This window comes from Sulfuriferula plumbiphila (assembly GCF_009938015.1).
GTDB lineage: Bacteria > Pseudomonadota > Gammaproteobacteria > Burkholderiales > Sulfuriferulaceae > Sulfuriferula > Sulfuriferula plumbiphila.
Genome location: NZ_AP021884.1, coordinates 2,918,240 through 2,937,103, shown reverse-complemented (window position 1 = coordinate 2,937,103; position 18,864 = coordinate 2,918,240). Strand labels below are relative to the sequence as shown.

The following is an 18,864-nucleotide window of genomic DNA, read 5'->3' as shown; positions in this document are numbered from 1 at the left end:
GTTTATTCGGACGTGTCCGCAGCCTGATGTTTGACGGCACCTTGTGCCTGGTGCACATTGCCGTGTTTTTCCTTGTGTTTGACCACCTGACGGTCGAGTTTGTCGGTGAGGCCGTCAATCGCGGCGTACATGTCGGCATCTTCAGCCTGCACGAAAATATCCTTGCCGCGCAGGTGTACGTTGGCTTCCACGATGTGTTTGAGTTTTTCCACGGTCATGATGACGTTGATGTCGATGACGTGGTCGAAATGGCGTTTGACCCGATCCATTTTGGATACGATATAGCTGCGAATGGCGGGGGTGATTTCCAGATGGTGGCCGGTGATGGTGAGGTTCATGTTGTTCCTTTCTTGCGGTTAGAGCGACTTGCGCTGACTGGCGGGCGATATTTGCAGGGATTCCCGGTATTTGGCGATGGTGCGGCGTGCCACCACGATGCCTTGCTGGCCAAGCAGGTCTGCAATCTGCCCGTCAGATAGGGGTTTCTTGCTGTTTTCTGCGGCTACCAGTTGTTTGATGAGTGCGCGGATGGCAGTTGCCGAACAGGCGCCACCCGTCTCCGTACTGACGTGACTGCCGAAAAAGTATTTAAGTTCATAAATGCCGCGCGGCGTCATCATGAATTTTTGCGTGGTGACGCGCGAAATGGTGGATTCGTGCAGTTCCACGGTCTCGGCAATCTCGCGCAGCACCAGCGGGCGCATGGCCACCTCGCCGTGCTCGAAGAAATGGCGCTGGCGGTCAATAATGCTTTGCGACACCTTGAGAATGGTTTCAAAACGCTGCATGACGTTCTTGATCAGCCATTTGGCTTCCTGCATCTGGCTGGCCAGGTGCTGGTGGCCGCTGTCGCGGTTGCGCGACAGGATGTCGGCGTACATGCGGTTGATGCGCAGCTTGGGCATGGCGTCAGGGTTGAGGCTTGCCACCCACAGGCCCTTGACTTTTTTCACGATGACATCCGGCACGATGTAGCGCGTATCGGATTCGCCAAAACCGGCACCCGGCTTGGGGTTGAGGTGGGTAATCAGGTCACGTGCATTGCGCAGTTCGTCATCATCGCAGTGCAGTTTGCGTTTGAGCCCAATGTAATCGCGCGTCGCCAACTCACTCAAATGGGTGCCCGCTATGGTCAGTGCACAATCGCGATGGGGGGTATCCGCTGGCAGCGCCAGCAGCTGGAGGGTGAGGCATTCGGACAGATTGCGCGCGCCGACGCCGGTGGGTTCCAGATTTTGCAAATGTTTGAGCGCGATCTGCAAGTCGTCGAGCTCGATTTCCAGCTCCGGCGGCAACATTTCCACGATGTCCTGCAGGCTTTGCGACAGGTAGCCGCCTTCGTCCAGCGCATCGATCAACAGCAGAACCAGACGCTTGTCGCGCTCCGACAGCGGGGTGAGATTAAGCTGCCAGACCAGATGATCGCGCAGCGAAGTGGTCTCGGTGGAGGGTTGCTGATACTCGCGGTCTTCGTCGTCATCGTCGGGCGAGCCGTAGCTGCCTTCGCTTTCCCAGTCGATGTCGGCCAGTTCGCGTGCCTCTGGCTCCGGGGAGCTATCGGCCACGCTGCTGGTTTCGGTGGGCGCTTCGCTGCGCAGCTCGGGGTCGCTGCCATTGATGTGAGTCTCGCCGTCATCCAGATTGTCCACGCGTTCCAGCAACGGGTTGTCCTGGAGTATCTGCTCCAGTTCCTGGTTCAACTCAAGCGTGGACAACTGCAACAGCCGGATGGACTGCTGCAGTTGCGGCGTCAACGTGAGATGCTGTGAGAGCTTGAGTTGTAAACTGTGTTTCATGTTTGGGTGCCAGGTCCCAAGCTTGCTATGCGCGCGATGAGATTATCTACGGAACAGTTGCTGTTTACTTGAGGACGTAAAAATTACAGGCGGAAATGTTCGCCCAGATAAACCTTCCTTACGTTTTCATTGTAAATGATTTCCTCCGGCTTGCCAGCGGCCATCACCGTGCCTTCGTTAATAATGTAGGCGCGGTCGCAGATGCCCAGGGTCTCGCGTACGTTGTGGTCGGTGATCAGTACGCCGATGTCACGTTCGGTCAGAAACCGGATCAGCTTCTGGATGTCCAGCACGGCAATCGGATCAATCCCCGCGAACGGCTCGTCGAGCAGGATGAAGCGTGGATTCATCGCCAGCGCGCGAGCGATTTCCACGCGCCGCCGTTCCCCCCCGGACAGGCTGATGGCGGAGGCGTCGCGCAGATGGGTGACGTGCAGGTCTTCGAGCAGATTGTCGAGATGGGTGTTGATGTCCGCTTCGCCATAGTCCTTGAGCTCGAGGATGGCGCGGATGTTTTCCGCTACCGTAAGCTTGCGGAAAATGGAAGCCTCCTGCGGCAGATAGCTCAGGCCCAGTGCTGCACGGCGGTGGATGGGCATGGTTCCCAGATTATTGCTATCCAGACTGATGTGCCCGGCATCCAGCCGCACCAGGCCGACGATCATGTAAAAACAGGTGGTCTTGCCTGCGCCGTTGGGACCGAGCAGGCCGACGACTTCGCCGCTACGCACTTCCAGTGATACATCCTTGACTACCAGGCGCGACTGGTAACTCTTTCTGAGGTGTTCTGCCTTGAGTTCGCTCATGGGGTCTTCGGTACGCCGTTGATCGGTTTGGGTGGCAGGGGCGGTGCAGTGGGCGCTGCCTGGCCCGGTTTGGCCGGTTTCGGCTGGATCACCGCGCTTACCCTGCCTTTGCGGCCAGCCGGAGAGGTGGCCGTATTGTTGCCGCCTTTGACCTCAAAAAATTCCGTGTTGGCATTATAGGAGATATAGCTGCCGCGCAATTCGTCCGCGCCGCGCTTGAGACGGGCGTCGTCAAACAGCTGCAGCGTCCCCGGTTTGCCGTCGTATTGCATGCGCTTGGCAAAGCCTTCGATGTATTCATCCACGCCGTCGCGCTTCTGGCGAAAGCTGACCGGGTTGCCATAGGCGGTGGCACTGTTGAAGCCCGCCGCGTCCTGATGCACCTCGATCTTGTCGGCATGCAAGGTCATGGTGCCCTGCACCAGCACCACATTGCCGAGATAAATGCTGACCTTGTGCAGGTCGTCCACGGTGACGCTGTCTGCCTCTATATTGACTGGCTTGCTGCGGTCGGCCTTTTCAGCCAGCACGGGTGCGCCCGCCAGGAGCAGCGGAAACAGCAGCAACAGGGCTGCCAGCCGGGGTTTAATGGTTGGGTTCATAGTGGGTTTTGACGTGATGGGTGAGCAGCAGTTCGCGGGTTTGGCTATTCATTTGCAGGGCGCCGGCATGGATTACGATGTTTTTGCCCTGTATCAGGGCGGGACGATTGGTGAGCATCAGGTGCTGTTTCGGGATGACTTTGAGGTAGTCCGTCGTCAGGGTGAGCGGGCCTTGCGCATCGTGCAGGTCGCGCACCAGCACCACTTTCCCGGTAAAGATGATGACGTCGCCCTTGCTGGATACGTAGCCACGCGCGGAGCGGATATTCACGCTGCCGCCCTGCTTGTCGAATGCGGTAAAGTCGGGCGCTTCCAGCTCGGTGGTGTCGTCGTCGAGAAAATGCTGGGTCTTGTGCGCGCTCAGGGTATTTTCCGTTTTCCCGGTGATATCGGTACGCGTGGCATGGAAATTCTCCACGATGTAATCGGCGATGTGTTTGCTGCCGCCTGGCCCGCCGGTACTGGGTGCCTGCACCGCGTATTGCAGCCACAGCGAGAGACCCGCGAGCGCCGCAAGCAGGCCGATGGGGAACCAGAAAGCAGCGCGGTAATTCATTGCAGATAATGGGCGATGACTTTTGCGTAAGTATCCTGTGCCTGCATGATGAATTCGCAGGCTTCGCGCACCGCGCCGCTGCCGCCGTCCAGGGTGGTGGTGAAGTGTGCATGCTGCTTGACCACGGCAGGTGCTGCCGGCACCGAGATGGCAAGACCGCAGCGGATCAGCACCGGCAGGTCAATCACGTCGTCACCCATATAGGCGGTTTGTGCAGCGGACAGGCCGAGCTTTTCCAGCAGGTGCAGGTAGGCTTCCAGTTTGTTGTCCACGCCTTGATAAACATGGCCGATGCCCAGGTTGTGCGCACGGTGTGTCACCACTTGCGAACTGCGCCCGGTGATGATGGCCGTCTCCACGCCGGTACTTTTGAGCATTTTCAGGCCGTGGCCGTCGAGCGAGTTGAAGGCTTTGTATTCCCGCCCGTCATCGTCAAAAAACAGGCTGCCATCGGTCATCACCCCGTCCACGTCGAAGATGACCAGCTTGATTGCCCGGGCGCGCTGGTGTGCGTTTTCCATCGTGCTTGACCCCACCTCAAACCACGCCGGCGCGCAGCAGGTCGAGCATGTTGAGTGCGCCGATGAGCCGGTTGTCGGCATCCACCACCAGCATGCCGTTGATGTTGTGGCTTTGCATTTTTTCCACGGCGGCAACTGCCAGTGCGTCGGCACCGATGCTGCGCGGGTTGGCGGTCATCACCTGGTGTATGGGTGTGATGCGGATGTCGATGGCTTTTTCCAGCACGCGGCGCAGGTCGCCGTCGGTGAAGATGCCGATCAGCCGGCCGTGCTCGTCTTCCACCGCGGTCATGCCCAGCCCCTTGCGCGTCATTTCCAGCAGCGCTTCGGGTAGCAATGCGCTGGCGGCCACATGCGGCAGCGCTTCTCCCGCGTGCATCACGTCGCGCACATGCACCAGCAGCTTGCGCCCCAGCGAACCGCCGGGATGGGTGCGCGCGAAGTCGTCAGCGCCGAAGCCGCGCGCCTGCAGCAGCGCGACCGCCAGCGCGTCGCCCAGCGCCAGTGCCGCGGTGGTGCTGGCGGTGGGGGCGAGGTTGAGTGGGCAGGCCTCCTGCGCCACGCTGGCGTCGAGGTGCACGTCGGCTTCGCGCGCCAGGGTGGAGTTGGGGTTGCCGGTCATGGAAATGAGCCGGGCGCCGCGCCGTTTGATGAGCGGCACGATGCTGGTGAGTTCGGCGCTCTCGCCGGAATTGGACAGCGCGATGCATACGTCGTCATGGGTAATCATGCCCAGATCGCCATGGCTGGCTTCGCCGGGGTGCACGAAAAACGCCGGGGTGCCGGTACTGGCCAGGGTGGCGGCAATCTTGTTGCCGACGTGCCCGGACTTGCCCATGCCGCTCACCACCACGCGGCCCCGGCATGCCAGAATCAGCGTCATCGCTGCAGTGAAGCTGGCGTCCAGACGATCGCGCAGGGCTTCCACGGCGCTGGCCTCGATGCTGAGTACGCGGCGTGCCAGCGTCAGGGCGGCGTCCTGGTCGAATGTGGGCGGGGAGGTGTCGGGCATGGCGGTCGTCGTGTTTTTGGGCTGCGTTTCGGATACTTGGGGAGTATACAAGACGCCCCTGCTATTGCGGTAGCTGCGCGTAGCCCTTACCCTTCGGAGCATGCACACCACACTTGGTTTTGTCCTGATCCTCCTTGCTGCTGCCGTGATTGTTTCGGCGCTGTTTCGCGCGTTACGCCTGCCGTCCATGCTCGGCTATCTTCTGGTAGGCATCCTGGTGAGCCCGCACGCCTTCGGCTGGATACCCGATAGCCAGGACACGCGCCACCTGGCCGAATTCGGCGTGGTATTCATGATGTTCAGCATCGGCCTGGAGTTCAGCCTGCCCAAGCTCAAGGCCATCCGCACCACGGTATTCGGTTTTGGCGGCGCGCAGGTGGTGGCGTCTATTTTGCTGGTGATGGCAGTGGCCTGGGGCGCCGGTCTGCCATGGGCAGCCGGGTTTGCGCTGGGCGGTGCGCTGGCGATGTCGTCCACCGCCATTGTCAGCAAGATGCTGGCGGAGCGGCTGGAGCTGCAATCCCAGCATGGCCGCCAGATGATAGCCGTGCTGCTGTTCCAGGATCTGGCGGTGGTGCCGCTGCTGATCCTGATTCCCACCCTGGCGGCGGGCAGCGAAAACCTGTGGGTGGACCTCGGCTGGGCTGGTGCCAAGGCTGCCGTAGTGCTGTTCCTGCTGTTGGTCGTCGGGCAAAAGCTGATGCGCCCGTGGTTCAGCATGGTGGCCGGCCACAAATCCTCCGAGCTGTTCATGCTCAACGTGCTGCTCATCACCCTGGGGCTGGCCTATCTCACCGACCAGGCCGGATTGTCGCTGGCGCTGGGGGCGTTTCTGGCGGGCATGCTGATCTCCGAAACCGAGTTCCGCTATCAGGTGGAGGACGACATCAAGCCGTTCCGCGACGTGCTGCTGGGGCTGTTTTTTGTCACCATCGGCATGCTGCTCGACCTGCACGCAGTGTGGGTGCATCTGGGCTGGGTGGTACTGGTGCTGGCCGCGCTGGTGTTGCTCAAGGCGGCGCTGGTATGGGGGCTGGGGCGCATGCTCGGCAACGAAGCGCCGGTGGCCATGCGCACCGCACTGGGCCTGGCGCAGGGCGGTGAATTCGGATTCGTGCTGCTGGCGCAGGCGGGCAGCCTGAACCTGATTCAGGGCACCGCCCTGCAAATCGTGCTGGCCGCGATGGTGCTGTCGATGATGATCGCACCCGTAGTGATTCAGTATACCGACGCGATTACCCGGCGCTTGTGCGGCGGCGAATGGGCAGGCCGTGCCAGGGAACTGCACGACATCGCAGTGAAAAGTTTTGCTGCCGACGCGCACCTGATCATTTGCGGCTATGGCCGCAGCGGGCAAAGTCTGGCGCGCCTGCTGGAATCCGAAGATATCCCCTACATTGCGCTGGACGTGGATACCACCCGCGTCAAGGCGGCCGCCGCAGCGGGCGAGAACGTGGTGTTCGGCGATGCGGCGCGGCGCGAAGTGCTCAAGGCCGTCGGGCTGAATCGTGCGCGTGCGCTGGTGGTCACCTTCGCCAATCTGCCGGGAGCGATGAAAATCCTTGCCGTGGTGCAGGAGCTGCGTCCCGACCTGCCGGTGATCGTGCGCACCGTGGACGACACCGACCTGAATGCGCTGAAACAGGCGGGCGCCGCAGAAGTGGTGCCGGAGGTGCTGGAAGGCTCGCTGATGCTGGCTTCCCACGCCTTGCTGCTGCTCGGCGTGCCGCTTACCCGCGTGCTGAAAAAACTGCGCGGCGTACGCGAACAGCGCTATGGCCTGTTGCGCGGATTCTTCCGCGGCGCGACCGACGAAGAAGCAGAGCTGTCGGAAACCGCCCAGCCGCGCCTGCTGTCGGTGCTGATTACCGAGCAGGCAGCGGCGGCCGGCAAAACCCTGGCCGAAACCGGCGTGCTGGAACTGGGTGTGGAAGTCATCGTCGTGCGCCGCCGCAATATTCGCGGCCTCGATCCGCAGCCGGAAACGCAAGTGCTGGCGGGCGATGTGCTGGTGCTGCGCGGAATACCCGAGAATCTGGCGGCGGCGGAAATACGCTTGTTGCAGGGGTGACTAAGTAAGTCTGGAAAAGCATTTAGCCACGGGGAACACGGAGGAATGCGTTGTGGGGGTAAAATTTATGCGCACTTCTGCGAGAGACTGCAATAAAAAGCCGCCGAAGCGGGCTTGGGTCACGCCGGAGTTTTGTTAGACACCCATGCAGACGGTATATGAAGTGGCATCATCCAGCGCACCGGACACCAAAGTTGGCGCGCTAAGTGTGGATGGCCTTACGGTAGTATTATTATATGCCCGCATTGATCCAGAGACAGGATCACCGTTGTCCATCTGGATATCCAGTTGCTTGGCATATTTTCCCAATATACCAGCCGAGCAAATGATGTAAGTACCAGATATTCTAGTGGCTGGGGGCGCCGGATCAGGGTTATCGACACCACCGTTAGTAATGCCGATCACCCCTCCCACAGAATTGGTTGGCAAATAATCAGCGGCATTCGTTACTCCCGCAGCTAAGCCAGCAAGGCGAACATGTTGCCAAAACAACTGGGTTTCATCGGTTGCGGTTGTGGAATCCCATTTACCATCAATTACACCATTGCCTGTCTTACCGGAGGATGAAACAGTTCCACCCACATGGCTGGCCGCATTCTGATCATCCCCTGGCAGCGCCCTGAACTTGTCCTGATAGCCGTAGATGTACACCGGGATGTTCCTGAAGTCGGTGGCGAGGTTCTTCACCCTGGCGCTGTTGATCAGTTCCTGACCCTTCAGCACACCGCCCAGCAGAAGGCCGATGATCACCAGCACGATGGCAATCTCGATCAGCGTGAATCCGTTCTGTTTTTGCAGATTTTTCATTGGTATATATCCCGGCTATATGATGGGTGATAATTTTTCGCGCAAGAATCACGCCATATTTTGACTAACAAGATGTTTTTAACAGGCTGTTTTGAAATAGTATTTATTTGTAATTTTAAGAGTGGCTCCGTATGGATGAGTGCGATTGCCGAGTTCTCGACAGGGATGGCGAAAAATTGTCAAAAATTTAACGCATCCGTCCTGCCCATTCCCCTGCTGTACGCAGTCATCCAGAAGTCATGCCGATAAGGTTTGCGGTGATAGAATGCGTGTGCCACCGACTGCTGGAAGCAGTGTGCATGCACAACGTGTATAGCTCAGAATCTAAGGAAACTCTGCAAAACTCCCCCACCCAGAGCGCATTGTTCAAGGCAAGTATGGCAATATTGAGCCTATGAAACAAACCACACTGGATATCAACCTGAGCCTCAAGAAGACCCGCAAGCGCGAGTTTCTGGAGCAGATGGAACAAGTCGTGCCCTGGGCAGCGCTGGTCGGGCTGATTGCCCCGTACTATCCCAAAGGCACCAATGGCCGCCCGCCGTTTTCTCTGGAAACCATGTTGCGCATCCACTTCATGCAGCAATGGTTCACCTTGTCCGACCCGGGCATGGAAGAAGCCTTCTTCGACATCCCTCTATACCGCGAATTTGCCCGGCTTGAAGACTACGCCCGCCTGCCCGACGAGAGCACCATCCTGCGTTTCCGCCATCGGCTGGAAAAGCACCAGCTCGCAGACCGCATTCTATCCACCATCAACGAACTGCTGATCCAGCGTGGCCTGCTGCTCAAAGCGGGCACTGTGGTAGACGCCACCCTGATTGCAGCGCCCACCTCCACCAAGAACGCCGACAAGGCACGCGACCCCGAAATGCACTCCACCCAGAAGGGCCGGCAGTGGTACTTCGGCATGAAAGCCCACATTGGCGCCGATGCCGAGTCCGGGCTGGTGCACACCGTGCGCGGCACTGCCGCGCATGTGAACGACGTGACCGAAGGCAACGACCTGTTGCAGGGCCTGGAGACGGATGTCTTTGCCGACGCAGGCTACCAGGGCGCAGACAAACGCCCGAATGCCCAAGCCCGCGTCACCTGGCACGTGGCCATGCGCCCGGGCAAGCGCCGTGCGCTGGACAAGGACAAACCCACAGACGCGCTGATTGACCAGGTCGAGAAACTCAAGGCCGGCATTCGAGCCAAGGTAGAGCACCCGTTCCGGGTGATCAAGCGCCAGTTTGGCTACGTGAAGGTGCGCTACCGCGGCCTCAAGAAGAACACAGCGCAGCTTGTCACGCTGTTTGCGCTGTCCAACTTGTGGATGGTACGAAGCAAGTTGATCGAGACTCAGGGATGAGTGCGCCTGAAAACCGGGCAAAAGCCCTAAACGGGGCGAAAAACGTCCAAAACAGCGTCGGAAACAGTATTGTTTGTGCGTTTCACGGCACCCATTCTACGATTTGAAACAGGATGGCCTGCTGCTGTACTTCGGGCGGGGTTGTTCAGAGCATCCTTAAGGGACACGCCGCTTTTGGCGCGTTTCGCTTGTTGAACGCGGGGTTGGGCCGGTTTGCGGTTCGACAAGACGCCCTGTGACGTATTTGTGAAGGACGCTGGCCATCAGTGTTTGATAAGGAATCGCTTCTTCTGCGGCCTTTGCTTGAATATCCTCAAGGTCTCGGGAGGAGATGCGAATGTTGACTCGCTTGTCTTTTGCCAGAGACGCAGAAGCCATTGCCGCAAAACGTGCAATTTCACTTTTGCCTTTTGGAGAAGGCTGCCATTCTCCTCTCTCAAAAGAGGCCAGAATTTCTTCCTCGAGTTTACTTTCTTTGTCCATTTCAACGCTCCTCATCAAGATAGATACGAGTGGCTTTTCGGCTCGGGATGATCGTTTTCAGGAAGACCTCATGCTTCGTCTCCACAAACGGCACCAGATAGGCGTAGCCACGAATACGAACTACAAACATGTGTTGGTTCGGATATTGAACTGTGTTCGGATGATCCAGCACGACAAGCAGGCCGCCATTCGACATGGCCGACACAACTTCCTCAAAAGATACGCCGCGCTCAGCCTTGAGGCGGATATTTTTATCGGTGCTCCAGTTCACAGGTTTCATGCGGAGAATCTTACACCTGTGTGCCTTATGGCATCAATAGGCCTAACAACGTTCTTTACCAGTCACCGCGTCTGTCTGCGTTGATGAGTCGATGCGGGGATGATACTTTTTCTACAGTCTCGTTGGGTCCGGTGATTACCGGAGGCCCTGATATGAAGAATTATCGTCCTGCCAGGAAACGAGTGGAAGTTTCTGTCGGTGAGTCCGTCCGTATCCTGCGCGAACTCCAGGAACTGAGCCAAAGTCAGCTCTCCGAACTCACGGGAATTCCTCAAGCCACCATTTCCGCTATTGAGAACGGCCGGGTTAATCTCGGCGTCGAGCGCGCAAAGGTTCTTGCCCGCGCCCCCAAATGCCATCCCGCAGCCCGGTAGGGCGCAATAACCAGCGGGCATTGCGCCGCATGCATCTCCCCGTGATACTGCCGGCATGCCTGATTTCATGCCCTTTGGTTATTGCGCCCTACGCGCTCTACGCCCCATAATTCAGACATTGGGCATCCGCACATCCGCATAGGAGGGTTGCTACACTTGACGCATGGCGCCTACTATTTTTCCTCAAGGAGCATTTCGTTTTTTCTTTTTTCACGCGAAGAGACGCGGATGCATGTTCATGCCACTCACACTGACGGCGAGGCCAAGTTTTGGTTGGAGCCGAAAATTGAATTGGCCTTGAACCAGGGTCTTTCCCAGAAACAGATCAATGAGGCCTTGGCTTTGGTTCATGCACACCACGAGGAGATTGCCCATGCTTGGCGTATCCGCTTCGGAGATTGAGGTTTCCTTGGTCTCAAGTAAGGGTTTCTGGCTGCTCTTGGACAATGAAGAGCTGTTTGTCTCGTATGCAGAGTTTCCGTGGTTCAAGCAAGCCACGGTTGAGCAAATCGCCACGATCGAGCGTCCATCTCCCAATCACCTTTACTGGCCAATGCTTGACGTTGACCTTGCGCTTGAGTCTATCCGCGATCCGGCTTTGTTCCCATTGATTTCCAAACCCAACCCATCATTCCAGCCCGGATAGGGCGCAATAACCGAAGGGCATTGTGCCGAATGTCTCACCCCGCGATACTGCCGGCATGCGAGAACGGGGTCGGAACAATCAGGCATAGCCTGAAAAAATTAGTTAGCCACAGAGAACATGGGGTTCACAGGAAGGGGCCTTTTGTCGCCCAACACGCAAAAAATATTCTCTGAGCCCTCTGCGGCTTGAATTGCGGTTTTCAGGATGAATGGTCTCAAGATTATGGTGTTCCTAATTGAATGAACAAGCCGCAAAGCCGATGTTGAGGCGTTTCCGCCTCGCCGCGCAGCTGCCTGACGTCCATCCCAATCGCTGGCTCGGGCTGATGCTGCTGATGCTGCACTTTTCTGCAGTGTTCGGTAACGACGCTTACTGGACCCGTCCCTTTTTGCTCGCGCATTACGGCCTGTTCCTGCTCTGGCAACCCCTCGTCGGCGGCAATGAAAAGCTTGATCCGCGCATGGCCGCGCTGATTTTCGCGGCAGCGGTGTTGCTGGTGTTCTGGAGCTGGTGGGTGCTGGCGCTGTGGCTGGCAGTGCTGATCGGGCTGGTGGGGACCAATACCGCCAGCGTTGAGTCGCGCCGCCAGCGCGTGGTTTATCTGCTGGCGCTGGCCTATCTGCTCGCCCTGTTGCTGGCCTGGGTGATGCCGCACGTGTTCAGCGCCGACCAGTTACACGCGACAATGACGGTGGTCGTGCGCTACGGTCTGATTCCGCTGCCGCTGGCGATCGTGCTGATCCGCCCCGGTGCGCGTCAGTTGCAACAGATCAGTGTGGTGGATTTTTTCTATGGCTTGATGCTGTTTCTGATGGTGCTGGTGTTGGTGCTGGGCAGTTTCGCGGTGGTGGCGGTGACGCATGCCGATTACCTGATGGCGCTGGCGCAGACGCTGTTTGCGATGGCCTTGCTGCTGGTGGTGCTGAGCTGGCTGTGGAATCCGCGCGCCGGGTTCGGCGGACTGAGTCAGTTGCTGTCGCGTTACCTGTTATCGGTGGGGCTGCCGTTTGAACAATGGATACAACACCTCGCGCGCCAGGCCGAATACCAGGGCGACCCCGAGGCGTTCATCCGTGCCGCCGTGGCCAGCCTCGACGATCTGCCCTGGCTGGCAGGCGGAAGCTGGGCAACAGTCAAGAGCGGCAGCAGCTTCGGCACGCACACCGCGCATGTACTCAGCTTCACTTACCACGGGCTGGAACTCAACTGGTACACCCAGCGCCCGATTTCGCCCGCGCTGCAAATCCATGCGCGGCTGCTGTCGCAGTTGCTTGGCTATTTCTACCAGGCCAAACTGCGCGAGCAGCAATTGCAGCACAACGCCTACACCCAGGCCATCCATGAGACCGGCGCGCGGCTGACCCACGACGTAAAAAACCTGCTGCAATCCATGAAGGCTCTGGTGGCCGCCGCGCAGAACAGCGGCCCGGAACAAGCCGACGCGCTGCAGGCCCTGATGCAGCGCCAGTTGCCGCAAATGACCCAGCGCCTGCAAGGTACCCTGGACAAGCTCAAGGTCCCGCAGCAAACCGGCGACAGCCTGATCGCCGCCACCCTGTGGTGGGAGCGCGTGGTACAGCACTATGCGCGCGACAACATCGAATTCGCCATGCAGGCTGCCGCTCCCGGTTGCGCGCTGCCGCAGGACCTGTTCGACAGCGTGCTCGACAACCTGGTCGGCAATGCCCTGCGCAAGCGCCAGGAAGATCAATCGGTCAGCATCAGCGTGCGCCTGGAATGCGCGGGGCAGGTCACGCTGAGCGTGTGCGATAGCGGCGAGGCGGCGTCCGATGCGGTGGCGGCACACCTGTTCGATGCGCCGGTGGGCTCGGAACATGGCCTGGGGATCGGCCTGTATCAGGCGGCCAGGCAGGCGGCGCAACTGGGCTATACGCTGCGGCTGGCGAGCAACCGGGACGGCGAAGTGTGCTTCACGCTGAGCAGCCAGCCTGGATGAAGCTACGGCAACTTGCCGGCAGCAACCATGCGGTTGTAGAGGATGTTGGGGGAGATCCAGGTGACGATGTCATCGAATTCGCCGCCGATGGTTGTGGCGGTACCGGGCGGTGCAGGGGTGTGGCTGAAAAATAGACTGCTGCTGTTTTTTTGATTTTGATATTCGTCCGGATCGTTGGTGCTGAAGGCTGTTGGCGTGAACTGTAATACCCCGCCAGCACTCATTGCACCATAGCTATTCTTGCCCAGTGACAATACTACTGCCGGGATATTTGAACTGATCGCGGGGGTTGACCCGTCGGGGTTGTGCGTTGCAATGGTGATGGAGCCGGTTGTTTGCAGTGTAAATGTAGTTGTAAATTGAGTATCGACGGCATATCGGATCAGATTTCCCCAGGCATCCTGGTTATTTACGCCCAAGCTTACCCACGGTATATAACCAGTTGCAACGCCTGTGGTAACCGTGCAGTTTGCATTACCGTCCGGAATGCCCCCGGTTACATTGGATGGACAGGGTAGTACGCCCCGACTCAAAGCATAGCCAATCAGTGCCTCCTTGATTTCGTCCAGTGTTTTCTGGGTTTGTGCACGTTTACGCTGTTCGATTTGCGCACCGAGCGGCACCAATGCGCCCCCCACCACCAGCGTGATGATAATCAGCACGATGGCCATCTCGATGAGGGAGAAGCCCTTGTGATGGTTTTTTAATAAGGGCCGAAAAGTGTCACCAAAATTGTTTAAGCCGGAGGTGGCTAACATTGTTTTGGGCTCCTTGTCATGTCTATCGGACCTGGTGATGTCCAAGTGAAAATAAATATGCTTGCACAGTTATCAAAACTGATCGTGGCATGGTCCCCATCTGTTTGGGTGTAGTGCGTAATACCACTCCAGTCGTTTGTATACCAGCTAGGGTAGGACGATGTGTCAAATGTCGACGTTGTTGGAAATGGATGGGGTAAACGCCGACGTATCTCACCCGCAACACGATCAACCAGCCTGTTGGCAAGCTCGGAGGCCGTGACATAGAGCAGCCGGTCATTAAATTGATTAGTGCTGTTATTGATTGGTGGCGCCGAAATGAAGCCGAAATCAATGTCCCAGTTTTTGTATGTGATGCCATTTACCGTGTAGTTATCCAGAAAGTTTTGAGCTGTGGGCGTGGCGCCAGCACGATTTTGAGTTGCCAGTGCAACGTCCGGTGCCATGATGATGAACGCCGCCTGATTCGATAAGACATTTCCGTTTTGATCGCGTACGGTGAGCCAGTATTGGGATGTCGCCAAGGTATGGGTGTTAATCGTTAGAAAGTTGCCACCTGCCCTTTTCACCAGATTCTGTGACACGGCATACCAAACACGCTCGCCTGTGGCATCACGTGGATCTGTTTCGAATGCCGGGATGCCGGGATTTGTGCAGCCATCTTCAACCAAAGTTGGAAATTTCCCCAAAAGTTGACTGTTGCTGAAATTGTATGTAACGCAATCGCCATGACCGTCGTAATTCCCATCCTTGGCACGATCAGGATAGGGAAGTCCGCCGGGTGTATCCTGATTTGCCAGGGCAAACCCTATCATCGCCGCCTTCGCTTCTGCCAACGCAGCTGCTGTTGTCTTATTCTGCTGGTTCTGAATATCCGAACTCGACAGCATGCCGACGAACGCGGTCACGGCGAGGATGCCCAGCGCAATCACCAGCAGGATCAGCAACGCGCCGCGTTGCTGTCTGGGCAGGGAAGGCGGGGGGCGGCGCATGGCTAGCGTTCGCTGGCGGCGGGCGGCAGGGCTGAGTCGCTGTCGCGGGGTGTGTCGCTGGATACGTCGCCGCCATCCGGCAGCGGGTTGCGCTGCGGTTTACGCGTGGCGGGTGCCGGTGCGGCTGGCACGGGCGGATCCGGGCGCTCGTATGGCTCGAATACGCGGCCATACCGGGTATTGAATTCCTGGCCGGGTTTGAGCGCGGGGGTGGCGGGGAGCCTGAGCGTGCCGGGCGTAGCGGGCGCACGCTGTAACCGGCGTGGCTGGCCGTTGATCCATAGCGTGACACGGCCGTCGCTGCGCAGCACATAGCCGTTGTAGGTGGTGTCCTGCGCGCCGGGGGTGTCTGCGGGCGCCGGCGTGCCGCGATTGCGCCCGGCTTCGATCTGGGCGCGCTGGGCCGGGGTGTAGAACAGGCGTCCCGACAGGCTGGCGGCGTATGCCGTACTCACCAGGCCGAACAGCAGCAGACTGAATATGCACTTCTTCATGGCGTACTCCCGCTGGGTACGGTGGGGCTCAAGGTGTACCAGACAAAGCTGCATTGCGTTTGCAATAGCGGTTCGACCAGGCTGGGTAGATGGGTGTTGCTGCGCTGCAGGGTGCAGTCGCGCACGCCAAGAATGCCGCCGGGTTGGCTGGCCAGGATGTCGATCAGCCGGTCCAGGTCGTTTTCGTCGAATAGCTGGCCGGTCAGATTGACGGGCGCCTCATGCAATACCATCTTGCCGACATCGACCGGCACCACGCCGGTGTAGGTCTGCTGCGGGCCGATGCTGAATTTCAGGTCGCGGATGGCAAGACGGCGCCCGGCATCGGCCAGTGCGTCGCGCCACGCCAGGCGTTGATCCGGGCCGATAAAGCCGCGTCGTTGCAGGGTGTGGTAGGCGTCCAGATATTGCTGTACCAGGTCTTTTTCGCTGCCCGATTGCGACAGCTTGCGCTGGGCTTCACTGAGCGTCACTTGCAATTGTCCCAGGCGGTGCTGGGCGGCCTGTTTGGCTTGCAGCGCGTAGTGCACCAGCCATACGCCCAGCACAGCGGCAATCATCAACGCGAGCAGCGCCAGGCGTGCGGCCTTGAGATTTTCCAGCGACGCTTTCATCGCGCAGGCCTCATCAGCAGTTTGAGCCTGAAACGCGCGCGGGGGGCGCTGTTGCCGGTGTGTTGCGATTCATCCAGCGTGGCAGTCGGGTCGGTGTTGATCGGCAGCGCCAGCACGCGCACTTCGGCCACACCAGGGTCGTTGCGCAAAGTGGCGGCGAAATGCTCGATGCTGGCCAGTGCGGTTTTGTAGTCGCCCTGAAACGGGCTGACTTCGCCGTCAAAATACAAGGCGCGCACAGCGGCACCCGGATTGTCACTGACGGCAGAATGGGTTGCGGTGGTGTCGGCGGCGTCGTGATCGAGCCAGCGCAGGCGCAACACGGCAATGTCAGGAACTGTTTCCAATGCCTGGCTGACACGGGCGAAATCGCTCATGGGTTGGGGCGCGGCGTACAACGCACGCGCGGTCTCTACGACGCGTTTGAGGTTTTGCGGCGAGGTGGGTGCACGCGGCAACGCGAGCTGCACTGCGCGATACAGGCTGGCTTGTTGCTGGATGCGGTCCTGGGTGACAAGACGTTGTTGTTCGAGATCATGCTGGCGCGAGAACAGATAGCCGCTGATGGCGAGTGCGGTAGCCAGCACAGCGAATGCACCCGTGTAGAGTTTATGCCGCAACATCAGTTGCACGTAACCACGGGTGTACGCGGCAGGGGCCAGATTGACCGCAGCGCGGCTACGCCCCAATACGGCCAGATAGGCAACGTCTGCTGTGCGGTGCAGCAGCGGCTCATCCACGCCCACCAGCTTTGCCAATGCGACTGAACCAACCGCCTGACAGATGAGGTTTTTGTTCTCGGCGCTGATTTCACGGCACAGGCCAGCGTAGGCATTTTCCGGGTCGAGCACATATACCGCAAGCTGGGCGTCGCGCGGCATCAGACGCTGGCTGTTGAGATAGAGGTCGGTTTTGTTAATCTCGCTGGCGAGGTCGGGCGCATGGCCCTCGGCCAGGCTTTCCGGTGCAGTGAGGCGCGAGAAACGCAGATTGCCGTGCTCGAAATAGGACAGGCGCAGACCGCCGCAGTGCTCGGATACCAGCAGCACGTGAGGCTCGGTGGGCTGGATGCGCTGTAACAAAACGTGGCTGATGGCGGGTAGCACGGTGAGCTCTGCCAGATGCACGCCGTGCTGGTGCAGCAGGTCCAGCCATGGGCGCACGGCGTCGTGGTTGCTCAGGCTGATGAACAGGTAACGGTCATCACGGCGTCCGCTGGCCTCGCGCCCCTGCGGCCACGCTGCACTGAACAGCGCGTTGCGGCTGATCTGGCGCAGGCGGCGCTCCAGCATCTCGCGTCGTGCATTACCCAGCACGTGGGGCAGGGTTTCCAGACGGTAGTCTTCGTCCACCCCGTCCACCATCACCGACACCGGGCTATTTTTAAATGCCTGCAGTACAGCGGCAAAGGCGCGGCGTCCGCCTTCGTCTGCGTTGAATTGTCCAACCAGGCGTATCTTGCCCGCACGGCGGCACGCCACCGTGATGCTCCAGGCGCACACGTAAACCAGCAGTTGCGGCGCGAACATCATGGTTTTAGGGTGCCGATCACATCGTACATCGGCAACAGCACCGAGCCGACGATGACCGCCATGACCAGACCGAGCACCACGGTTAATGCCGGTTCCAGTATTTTCAGGGATTTCTCTATGGATTCGGAGACTTCGCGGGTATAAAAATAGCTCACGTTTTCCAGTGCGGTATCCAGTGCGCCGGTGGTTTCGCCGACGCGCAGCATGCGGATCACCAGCGGCGGAAACACGGACAGGCTCTGGAAGCTTTCGGTCAGTCCCTCGCCATTGCCGATGCGTCCCCCGGCGCGGCGGATGGCGTCAGCGATGACGCGGTTGGCGGCGATATCCTCGCCTGCCCGCAAGGCATCGAGAATGGTGATGCCGGAACGGTACATCAGCGCGAAGAAATTGCTGAAGCGCGCCAGCGCGATTTTTTGCAGGATGGGGCCGATTACCGGCAGGCGCAGCTTGACGTCGTCGGCCACGAAACGCGCGCGTTCGCTGGCACGCAGGGTGACAACCAGGGCGCTGCCGATGGCCACGGGCAGGATCAGGAATAGCGGCCACCAGGTGCGCAGGGTCTCGGATAGCCACAGCAGGACGCGGGTCTGGATGGGCAGCGCGATGCCCATGTTCTTGATCAGATCGGCAATCTGCGGCACCAGGAACAGCAACAGCAGCAGGATGATGATGCCCACCATGCTCAGCACCAGGGTTGGGTAGATCAGCAGGCGCCTGGTTTGCGCAGCGAGCTCGTCCTGGCGCTTGAGGCTGGCGCCGAGGTTTTCAAACACTTCGCGCATCAGGCCGGTCTGCTCGCCGGCCCTGACCAGATTGACGATGACCGTGTCGAACACGGCCGGATGCGCGGCCAGCGCCTGCGACATCAGTCTGCCGCCTTCCATGTCCTCCAGCAGTGCGGTGAGGATGTCGCGGAAACGCGGATTGTCCATGCTGTCGCGCAGGTCGCGTACGCCGTCCAGAATGGGAATGCCGGCGCGGCTGATTTGCTCGAGGTGAAAGCAGAAGGTGATCAGGTCGCGGCGGCTGGCGGCACCGCGGGCAAAGCCGCTGGCGCGGCTGTCCATCTGGCGCAGGGTGATGAGATCGAGCCCCATGCGGCGCAGGCGCAATTCCAGATCGACTTCGTTGGCCGCAGACAGGCTGCCGCGATTGGTGCGGCCTATCTGGTCAACGGCGCGATAGCTGAAGTAGGGCATGGCGTTA

Annotated in this window: 22 protein-coding genes; 6 read left to right on the top strand and 16 right to left on the bottom strand. The window is 59.2% G+C overall.

Annotation, left to right across the window (positions count from 1 at the left end; all coding sequences use genetic code 11):
• Positions 1-2: 2 nt before the first annotated feature.
• The 7 genes from hpf to GZH91_RS15130 all read right to left on the bottom strand — a co-directional run bounded on the left by hpf (position 3) and on the right by GZH91_RS15130 (position 5,293).
• Positions 3-338 (bottom strand): ribosome hibernation-promoting factor, HPF/YfiA family, encoded by a 336-nt coding sequence (gene hpf, locus GZH91_RS15160; protein WP_147073020.1) that lies wholly within the window; start codon positions 336-338, stop codon positions 3-5.
• 18 nt (positions 339-356) lie between these two features.
• On the bottom strand, positions 357-1,796 hold the full coding sequence (locus GZH91_RS15155) for an RNA polymerase factor sigma-54 (protein ID WP_147073022.1): 1,440 nt from the start codon (positions 1,794-1,796) through the stop codon (positions 357-359).
• 83 nt (positions 1,797-1,879) lie between these two features.
• Positions 1,880-2,602, bottom strand: a complete 723-nt coding sequence (gene lptB, locus GZH91_RS15150) for an LPS export ABC transporter ATP-binding protein (RefSeq protein ID WP_147073024.1) — start codon at positions 2,600-2,602, stop codon at positions 1,880-1,882.
• A complete protein-coding gene (gene lptA, locus GZH91_RS15145) occupies positions 2,599-3,204 on the bottom strand; it encodes a lipopolysaccharide transport periplasmic protein LptA (RefSeq protein ID WP_147073026.1) in 606 nt (201 codons plus the stop codon). Before lptA ends, lptB begins: the two co-directional genes overlap by 4 nt.
• The gene (gene lptC, locus GZH91_RS15140; protein WP_147073027.1) at positions 3,188-3,760 is read right to left on the bottom strand and encodes an LPS export ABC transporter periplasmic protein LptC; all 573 of its coding nucleotides are present in this window, start codon (positions 3,758-3,760) and stop codon (positions 3,188-3,190) included. The genes lptA and lptC overlap by 17 nt, the downstream gene beginning before the upstream one ends.
• Entirely contained in the window at positions 3,757-4,281 is a 525-nt protein-coding gene (locus GZH91_RS15135; RefSeq protein WP_147073029.1) for a KdsC family phosphatase, read from the bottom strand. Before GZH91_RS15135 ends, lptC begins: the two co-directional genes overlap by 4 nt.
• Before the next feature lie 16 nt (positions 4,282-4,297).
• Positions 4,298-5,293 carry a KpsF/GutQ family sugar-phosphate isomerase gene (locus GZH91_RS15130; RefSeq protein WP_147073031.1) on the bottom strand — a complete coding sequence of 332 codons (996 nt, stop codon included), beginning with the start codon at positions 5,291-5,293 and terminating at the stop codon, positions 4,298-4,300.
• Positions 5,294-5,393: 100 nt separating this feature from the next.
• On the opposite strand from GZH91_RS15130, the gene GZH91_RS15125 reads away from it, so the two are divergent.
• Positions 5,394-7,364, top strand: coding sequence for a monovalent cation:proton antiporter-2 (CPA2) family protein (locus GZH91_RS15125; RefSeq protein ID WP_147073032.1), 1,971 nt, complete (start codon positions 5,394-5,396; stop codon positions 7,362-7,364).
• A gap of 135 nt (positions 7,365-7,499) precedes the next feature.
• Here the strand turns inward: GZH91_RS15125 and GZH91_RS15120 are convergent, their stop codons facing one another.
• Positions 7,500-8,162 carry a prepilin-type N-terminal cleavage/methylation domain-containing protein gene (locus tag GZH91_RS15120; RefSeq protein ID WP_147073038.1) on the bottom strand — a complete coding sequence of 221 codons (663 nt, stop codon included), beginning with the start codon at positions 8,160-8,162 and terminating at the stop codon, positions 7,500-7,502.
• 403 nt (positions 8,163-8,565) lie between these two features.
• On the opposite strand from GZH91_RS15120, the gene GZH91_RS15115 reads away from it, so the two are divergent.
• Entirely contained in the window at positions 8,566-9,525 is a 960-nt protein-coding gene (locus tag GZH91_RS15115) for an IS5 family transposase (RefSeq protein WP_161984131.1), read from the top strand.
• A gap of 156 nt (positions 9,526-9,681) precedes the next feature.
• Here GZH91_RS15115 and GZH91_RS15110 read toward each other — a convergent pair whose 3' ends face one another.
• Both GZH91_RS15110 and GZH91_RS15105 read right to left on the bottom strand, forming a co-directional pair.
• The gene (locus tag GZH91_RS15110) at positions 9,682-10,008 is read right to left on the bottom strand and encodes a hypothetical protein (RefSeq protein ID WP_198415330.1); all 327 of its coding nucleotides are present in this window, start codon (positions 10,006-10,008) and stop codon (positions 9,682-9,684) included.
• Position 10,009: 1 nt separating this feature from the next.
• Positions 10,010-10,288 (bottom strand): BrnT family toxin, encoded by a 279-nt coding sequence (locus tag GZH91_RS15105; RefSeq protein WP_147070001.1) that lies wholly within the window; start codon positions 10,286-10,288, stop codon positions 10,010-10,012.
• A 152-nt stretch (positions 10,289-10,440) separates the two neighbouring features.
• Here GZH91_RS15105 and GZH91_RS15100 point away from each other — a divergent pair, with 152 nt between their 5' ends.
• The 4 genes from GZH91_RS15100 (at position 10,441) to GZH91_RS15085 (ending at position 13,265) form a co-directional block, all read left to right on the top strand.
• Positions 10,441-10,662, top strand: a complete 222-nt coding sequence (locus tag GZH91_RS15100) for a helix-turn-helix transcriptional regulator (protein ID WP_147070002.1) — start codon at positions 10,441-10,443, stop codon at positions 10,660-10,662.
• Between the two features lie 156 nt (positions 10,663-10,818).
• On the top strand, positions 10,819-11,064 hold the full coding sequence (locus GZH91_RS15095; protein ID WP_198415329.1) for a DUF4160 domain-containing protein: 246 nt from the start codon (positions 10,819-10,821) through the stop codon (positions 11,062-11,064).
• Positions 11,036-11,308 (top strand): DUF2442 domain-containing protein, encoded by a 273-nt coding sequence (locus tag GZH91_RS15090; RefSeq protein ID WP_147070004.1) that lies wholly within the window; start codon positions 11,036-11,038, stop codon positions 11,306-11,308. The genes GZH91_RS15095 and GZH91_RS15090 overlap by 29 nt, the downstream gene beginning before the upstream one ends.
• 235 nt (positions 11,309-11,543) lie before the next feature.
• A complete protein-coding gene (locus GZH91_RS15085) occupies positions 11,544-13,265 on the top strand; it encodes a sensor histidine kinase (protein WP_223264451.1) in 1,722 nt (573 codons plus the stop codon).
• Between the two features lie 2 nt (positions 13,266-13,267).
• On the opposite strand, the gene GZH91_RS15080 is transcribed toward GZH91_RS15085, so the two are convergent.
• From GZH91_RS15080 to GZH91_RS15055, 6 genes are read right to left on the bottom strand one after another with little or no spacing between them, the layout of a single operon-like run.
• A complete protein-coding gene (locus GZH91_RS15080; protein ID WP_147070006.1) occupies positions 13,268-14,023 on the bottom strand; it encodes a type II secretion system protein in 756 nt (251 codons plus the stop codon).
• Positions 14,017-15,015 (bottom strand): hypothetical protein, encoded by a 999-nt coding sequence (locus GZH91_RS15075; RefSeq protein ID WP_147070008.1) that lies wholly within the window; start codon positions 15,013-15,015, stop codon positions 14,017-14,019. The genes GZH91_RS15080 and GZH91_RS15075 overlap by 7 nt, the downstream gene beginning before the upstream one ends.
• Positions 15,016-15,017: 2 nt before the next feature.
• Entirely contained in the window at positions 15,018-15,509 is a 492-nt protein-coding gene (locus tag GZH91_RS17730; protein ID WP_174861809.1) for a hypothetical protein, read from the bottom strand.
• Positions 15,506-16,123: a hypothetical protein gene (locus GZH91_RS15065; protein ID WP_147070011.1), complete on the bottom strand. Its 618-nt coding sequence runs from the start codon at positions 16,121-16,123 to the stop codon at positions 15,506-15,508. Before GZH91_RS15065 ends, GZH91_RS17730 begins: the two co-directional genes overlap by 4 nt.
• Positions 16,120-17,655 (bottom strand): hypothetical protein, encoded by a 1,536-nt coding sequence (locus GZH91_RS15060; protein WP_147070013.1) that lies wholly within the window; start codon positions 17,653-17,655, stop codon positions 16,120-16,122. Before GZH91_RS15060 ends, GZH91_RS15065 begins: the two co-directional genes overlap by 4 nt.
• Positions 17,652-18,857 (bottom strand): type II secretion system F family protein, encoded by a 1,206-nt coding sequence (locus GZH91_RS15055; RefSeq protein WP_147070015.1) that lies wholly within the window; start codon positions 18,855-18,857, stop codon positions 17,652-17,654. Before GZH91_RS15055 ends, GZH91_RS15060 begins: the two co-directional genes overlap by 4 nt.
• Positions 18,858-18,864: the final 7 nt, after the last annotated feature.

Excerpts from the sequence above, each read along its gene's own strand:
- hpf (WP_147073020.1), bottom strand. The coding sequence starts at position 338 with ATGAACCTCACCATCACCGGCCACCATCTGGAAATCACCCCCGCCATT.
- GZH91_RS15155 (WP_147073022.1), bottom strand. The coding sequence starts at position 1,796 with ATGAAACACAGTTTACAACTCAAGCTCTCACAGCATCTCACGTTGACG.
- lptB (WP_147073024.1), bottom strand. The coding sequence starts at position 2,602 with ATGAGCGAACTCAAGGCAGAACACCTCAGAAAGAGTTACCAGTCGCGC.
- lptA (WP_147073026.1), bottom strand. The coding sequence starts at position 3,204 with ATGAACCCAACCATTAAACCCCGGCTGGCAGCCCTGTTGCTGCTGTTT.
- lptC (WP_147073027.1), bottom strand. The coding sequence starts at position 3,760 with ATGAATTACCGCGCTGCTTTCTGGTTCCCCATCGGCCTGCTTGCGGCG.
- GZH91_RS15135 (WP_147073029.1), bottom strand. The coding sequence starts at position 4,281 with ATGGAAAACGCACACCAGCGCGCCCGGGCAATCAAGCTGGTCATCTTC.
- GZH91_RS15130 (WP_147073031.1), bottom strand. The coding sequence starts at position 5,293 with ATGCCCGACACCTCCCCGCCCACATTCGACCAGGACGCCGCCCTGACG.
- GZH91_RS15125 (WP_147073032.1), top strand. The coding sequence starts at position 5,394 with ATGCACACCACACTTGGTTTTGTCCTGATCCTCCTTGCTGCTGCCGTG.
- GZH91_RS15115 (WP_161984131.1), top strand. The coding sequence starts at position 8,566 with ATGAAACAAACCACACTGGATATCAACCTGAGCCTCAAGAAGACCCGC.
- GZH91_RS15110 (WP_198415330.1), bottom strand. The coding sequence starts at position 10,008 with ATGGACAAAGAAAGTAAACTCGAGGAAGAAATTCTGGCCTCTTTTGAG.
- GZH91_RS15105 (WP_147070001.1), bottom strand. The coding sequence starts at position 10,288 with ATGAAACCTGTGAACTGGAGCACCGATAAAAATATCCGCCTCAAGGCT.
- GZH91_RS15100 (WP_147070002.1), top strand. The coding sequence starts at position 10,441 with ATGAAGAATTATCGTCCTGCCAGGAAACGAGTGGAAGTTTCTGTCGGT.
- GZH91_RS15090 (WP_147070004.1), top strand. The coding sequence starts at position 11,036 with ATGCTTGGCGTATCCGCTTCGGAGATTGAGGTTTCCTTGGTCTCAAGT.
- GZH91_RS15080 (WP_147070006.1), bottom strand. The coding sequence starts at position 14,023 with ATGTTAGCCACCTCCGGCTTAAACAATTTTGGTGACACTTTTCGGCCC.
- GZH91_RS15075 (WP_147070008.1), bottom strand. The coding sequence starts at position 15,015 with ATGCGCCGCCCCCCGCCTTCCCTGCCCAGACAGCAACGCGGCGCGTTG.
- GZH91_RS17730 (WP_174861809.1), bottom strand. The coding sequence starts at position 15,509 with ATGAAGAAGTGCATATTCAGTCTGCTGCTGTTCGGCCTGGTGAGTACG.
- GZH91_RS15065 (WP_147070011.1), bottom strand. The coding sequence starts at position 16,123 with ATGAAAGCGTCGCTGGAAAATCTCAAGGCCGCACGCCTGGCGCTGCTC.
- GZH91_RS15060 (WP_147070013.1), bottom strand. The coding sequence starts at position 17,655 with ATGATGTTCGCGCCGCAACTGCTGGTTTACGTGTGCGCCTGGAGCATC.
- GZH91_RS15055 (WP_147070015.1), bottom strand. The coding sequence starts at position 18,857 with ATGCCCTACTTCAGCTATCGCGCCGTTGACCAGATAGGCCGCACCAAT.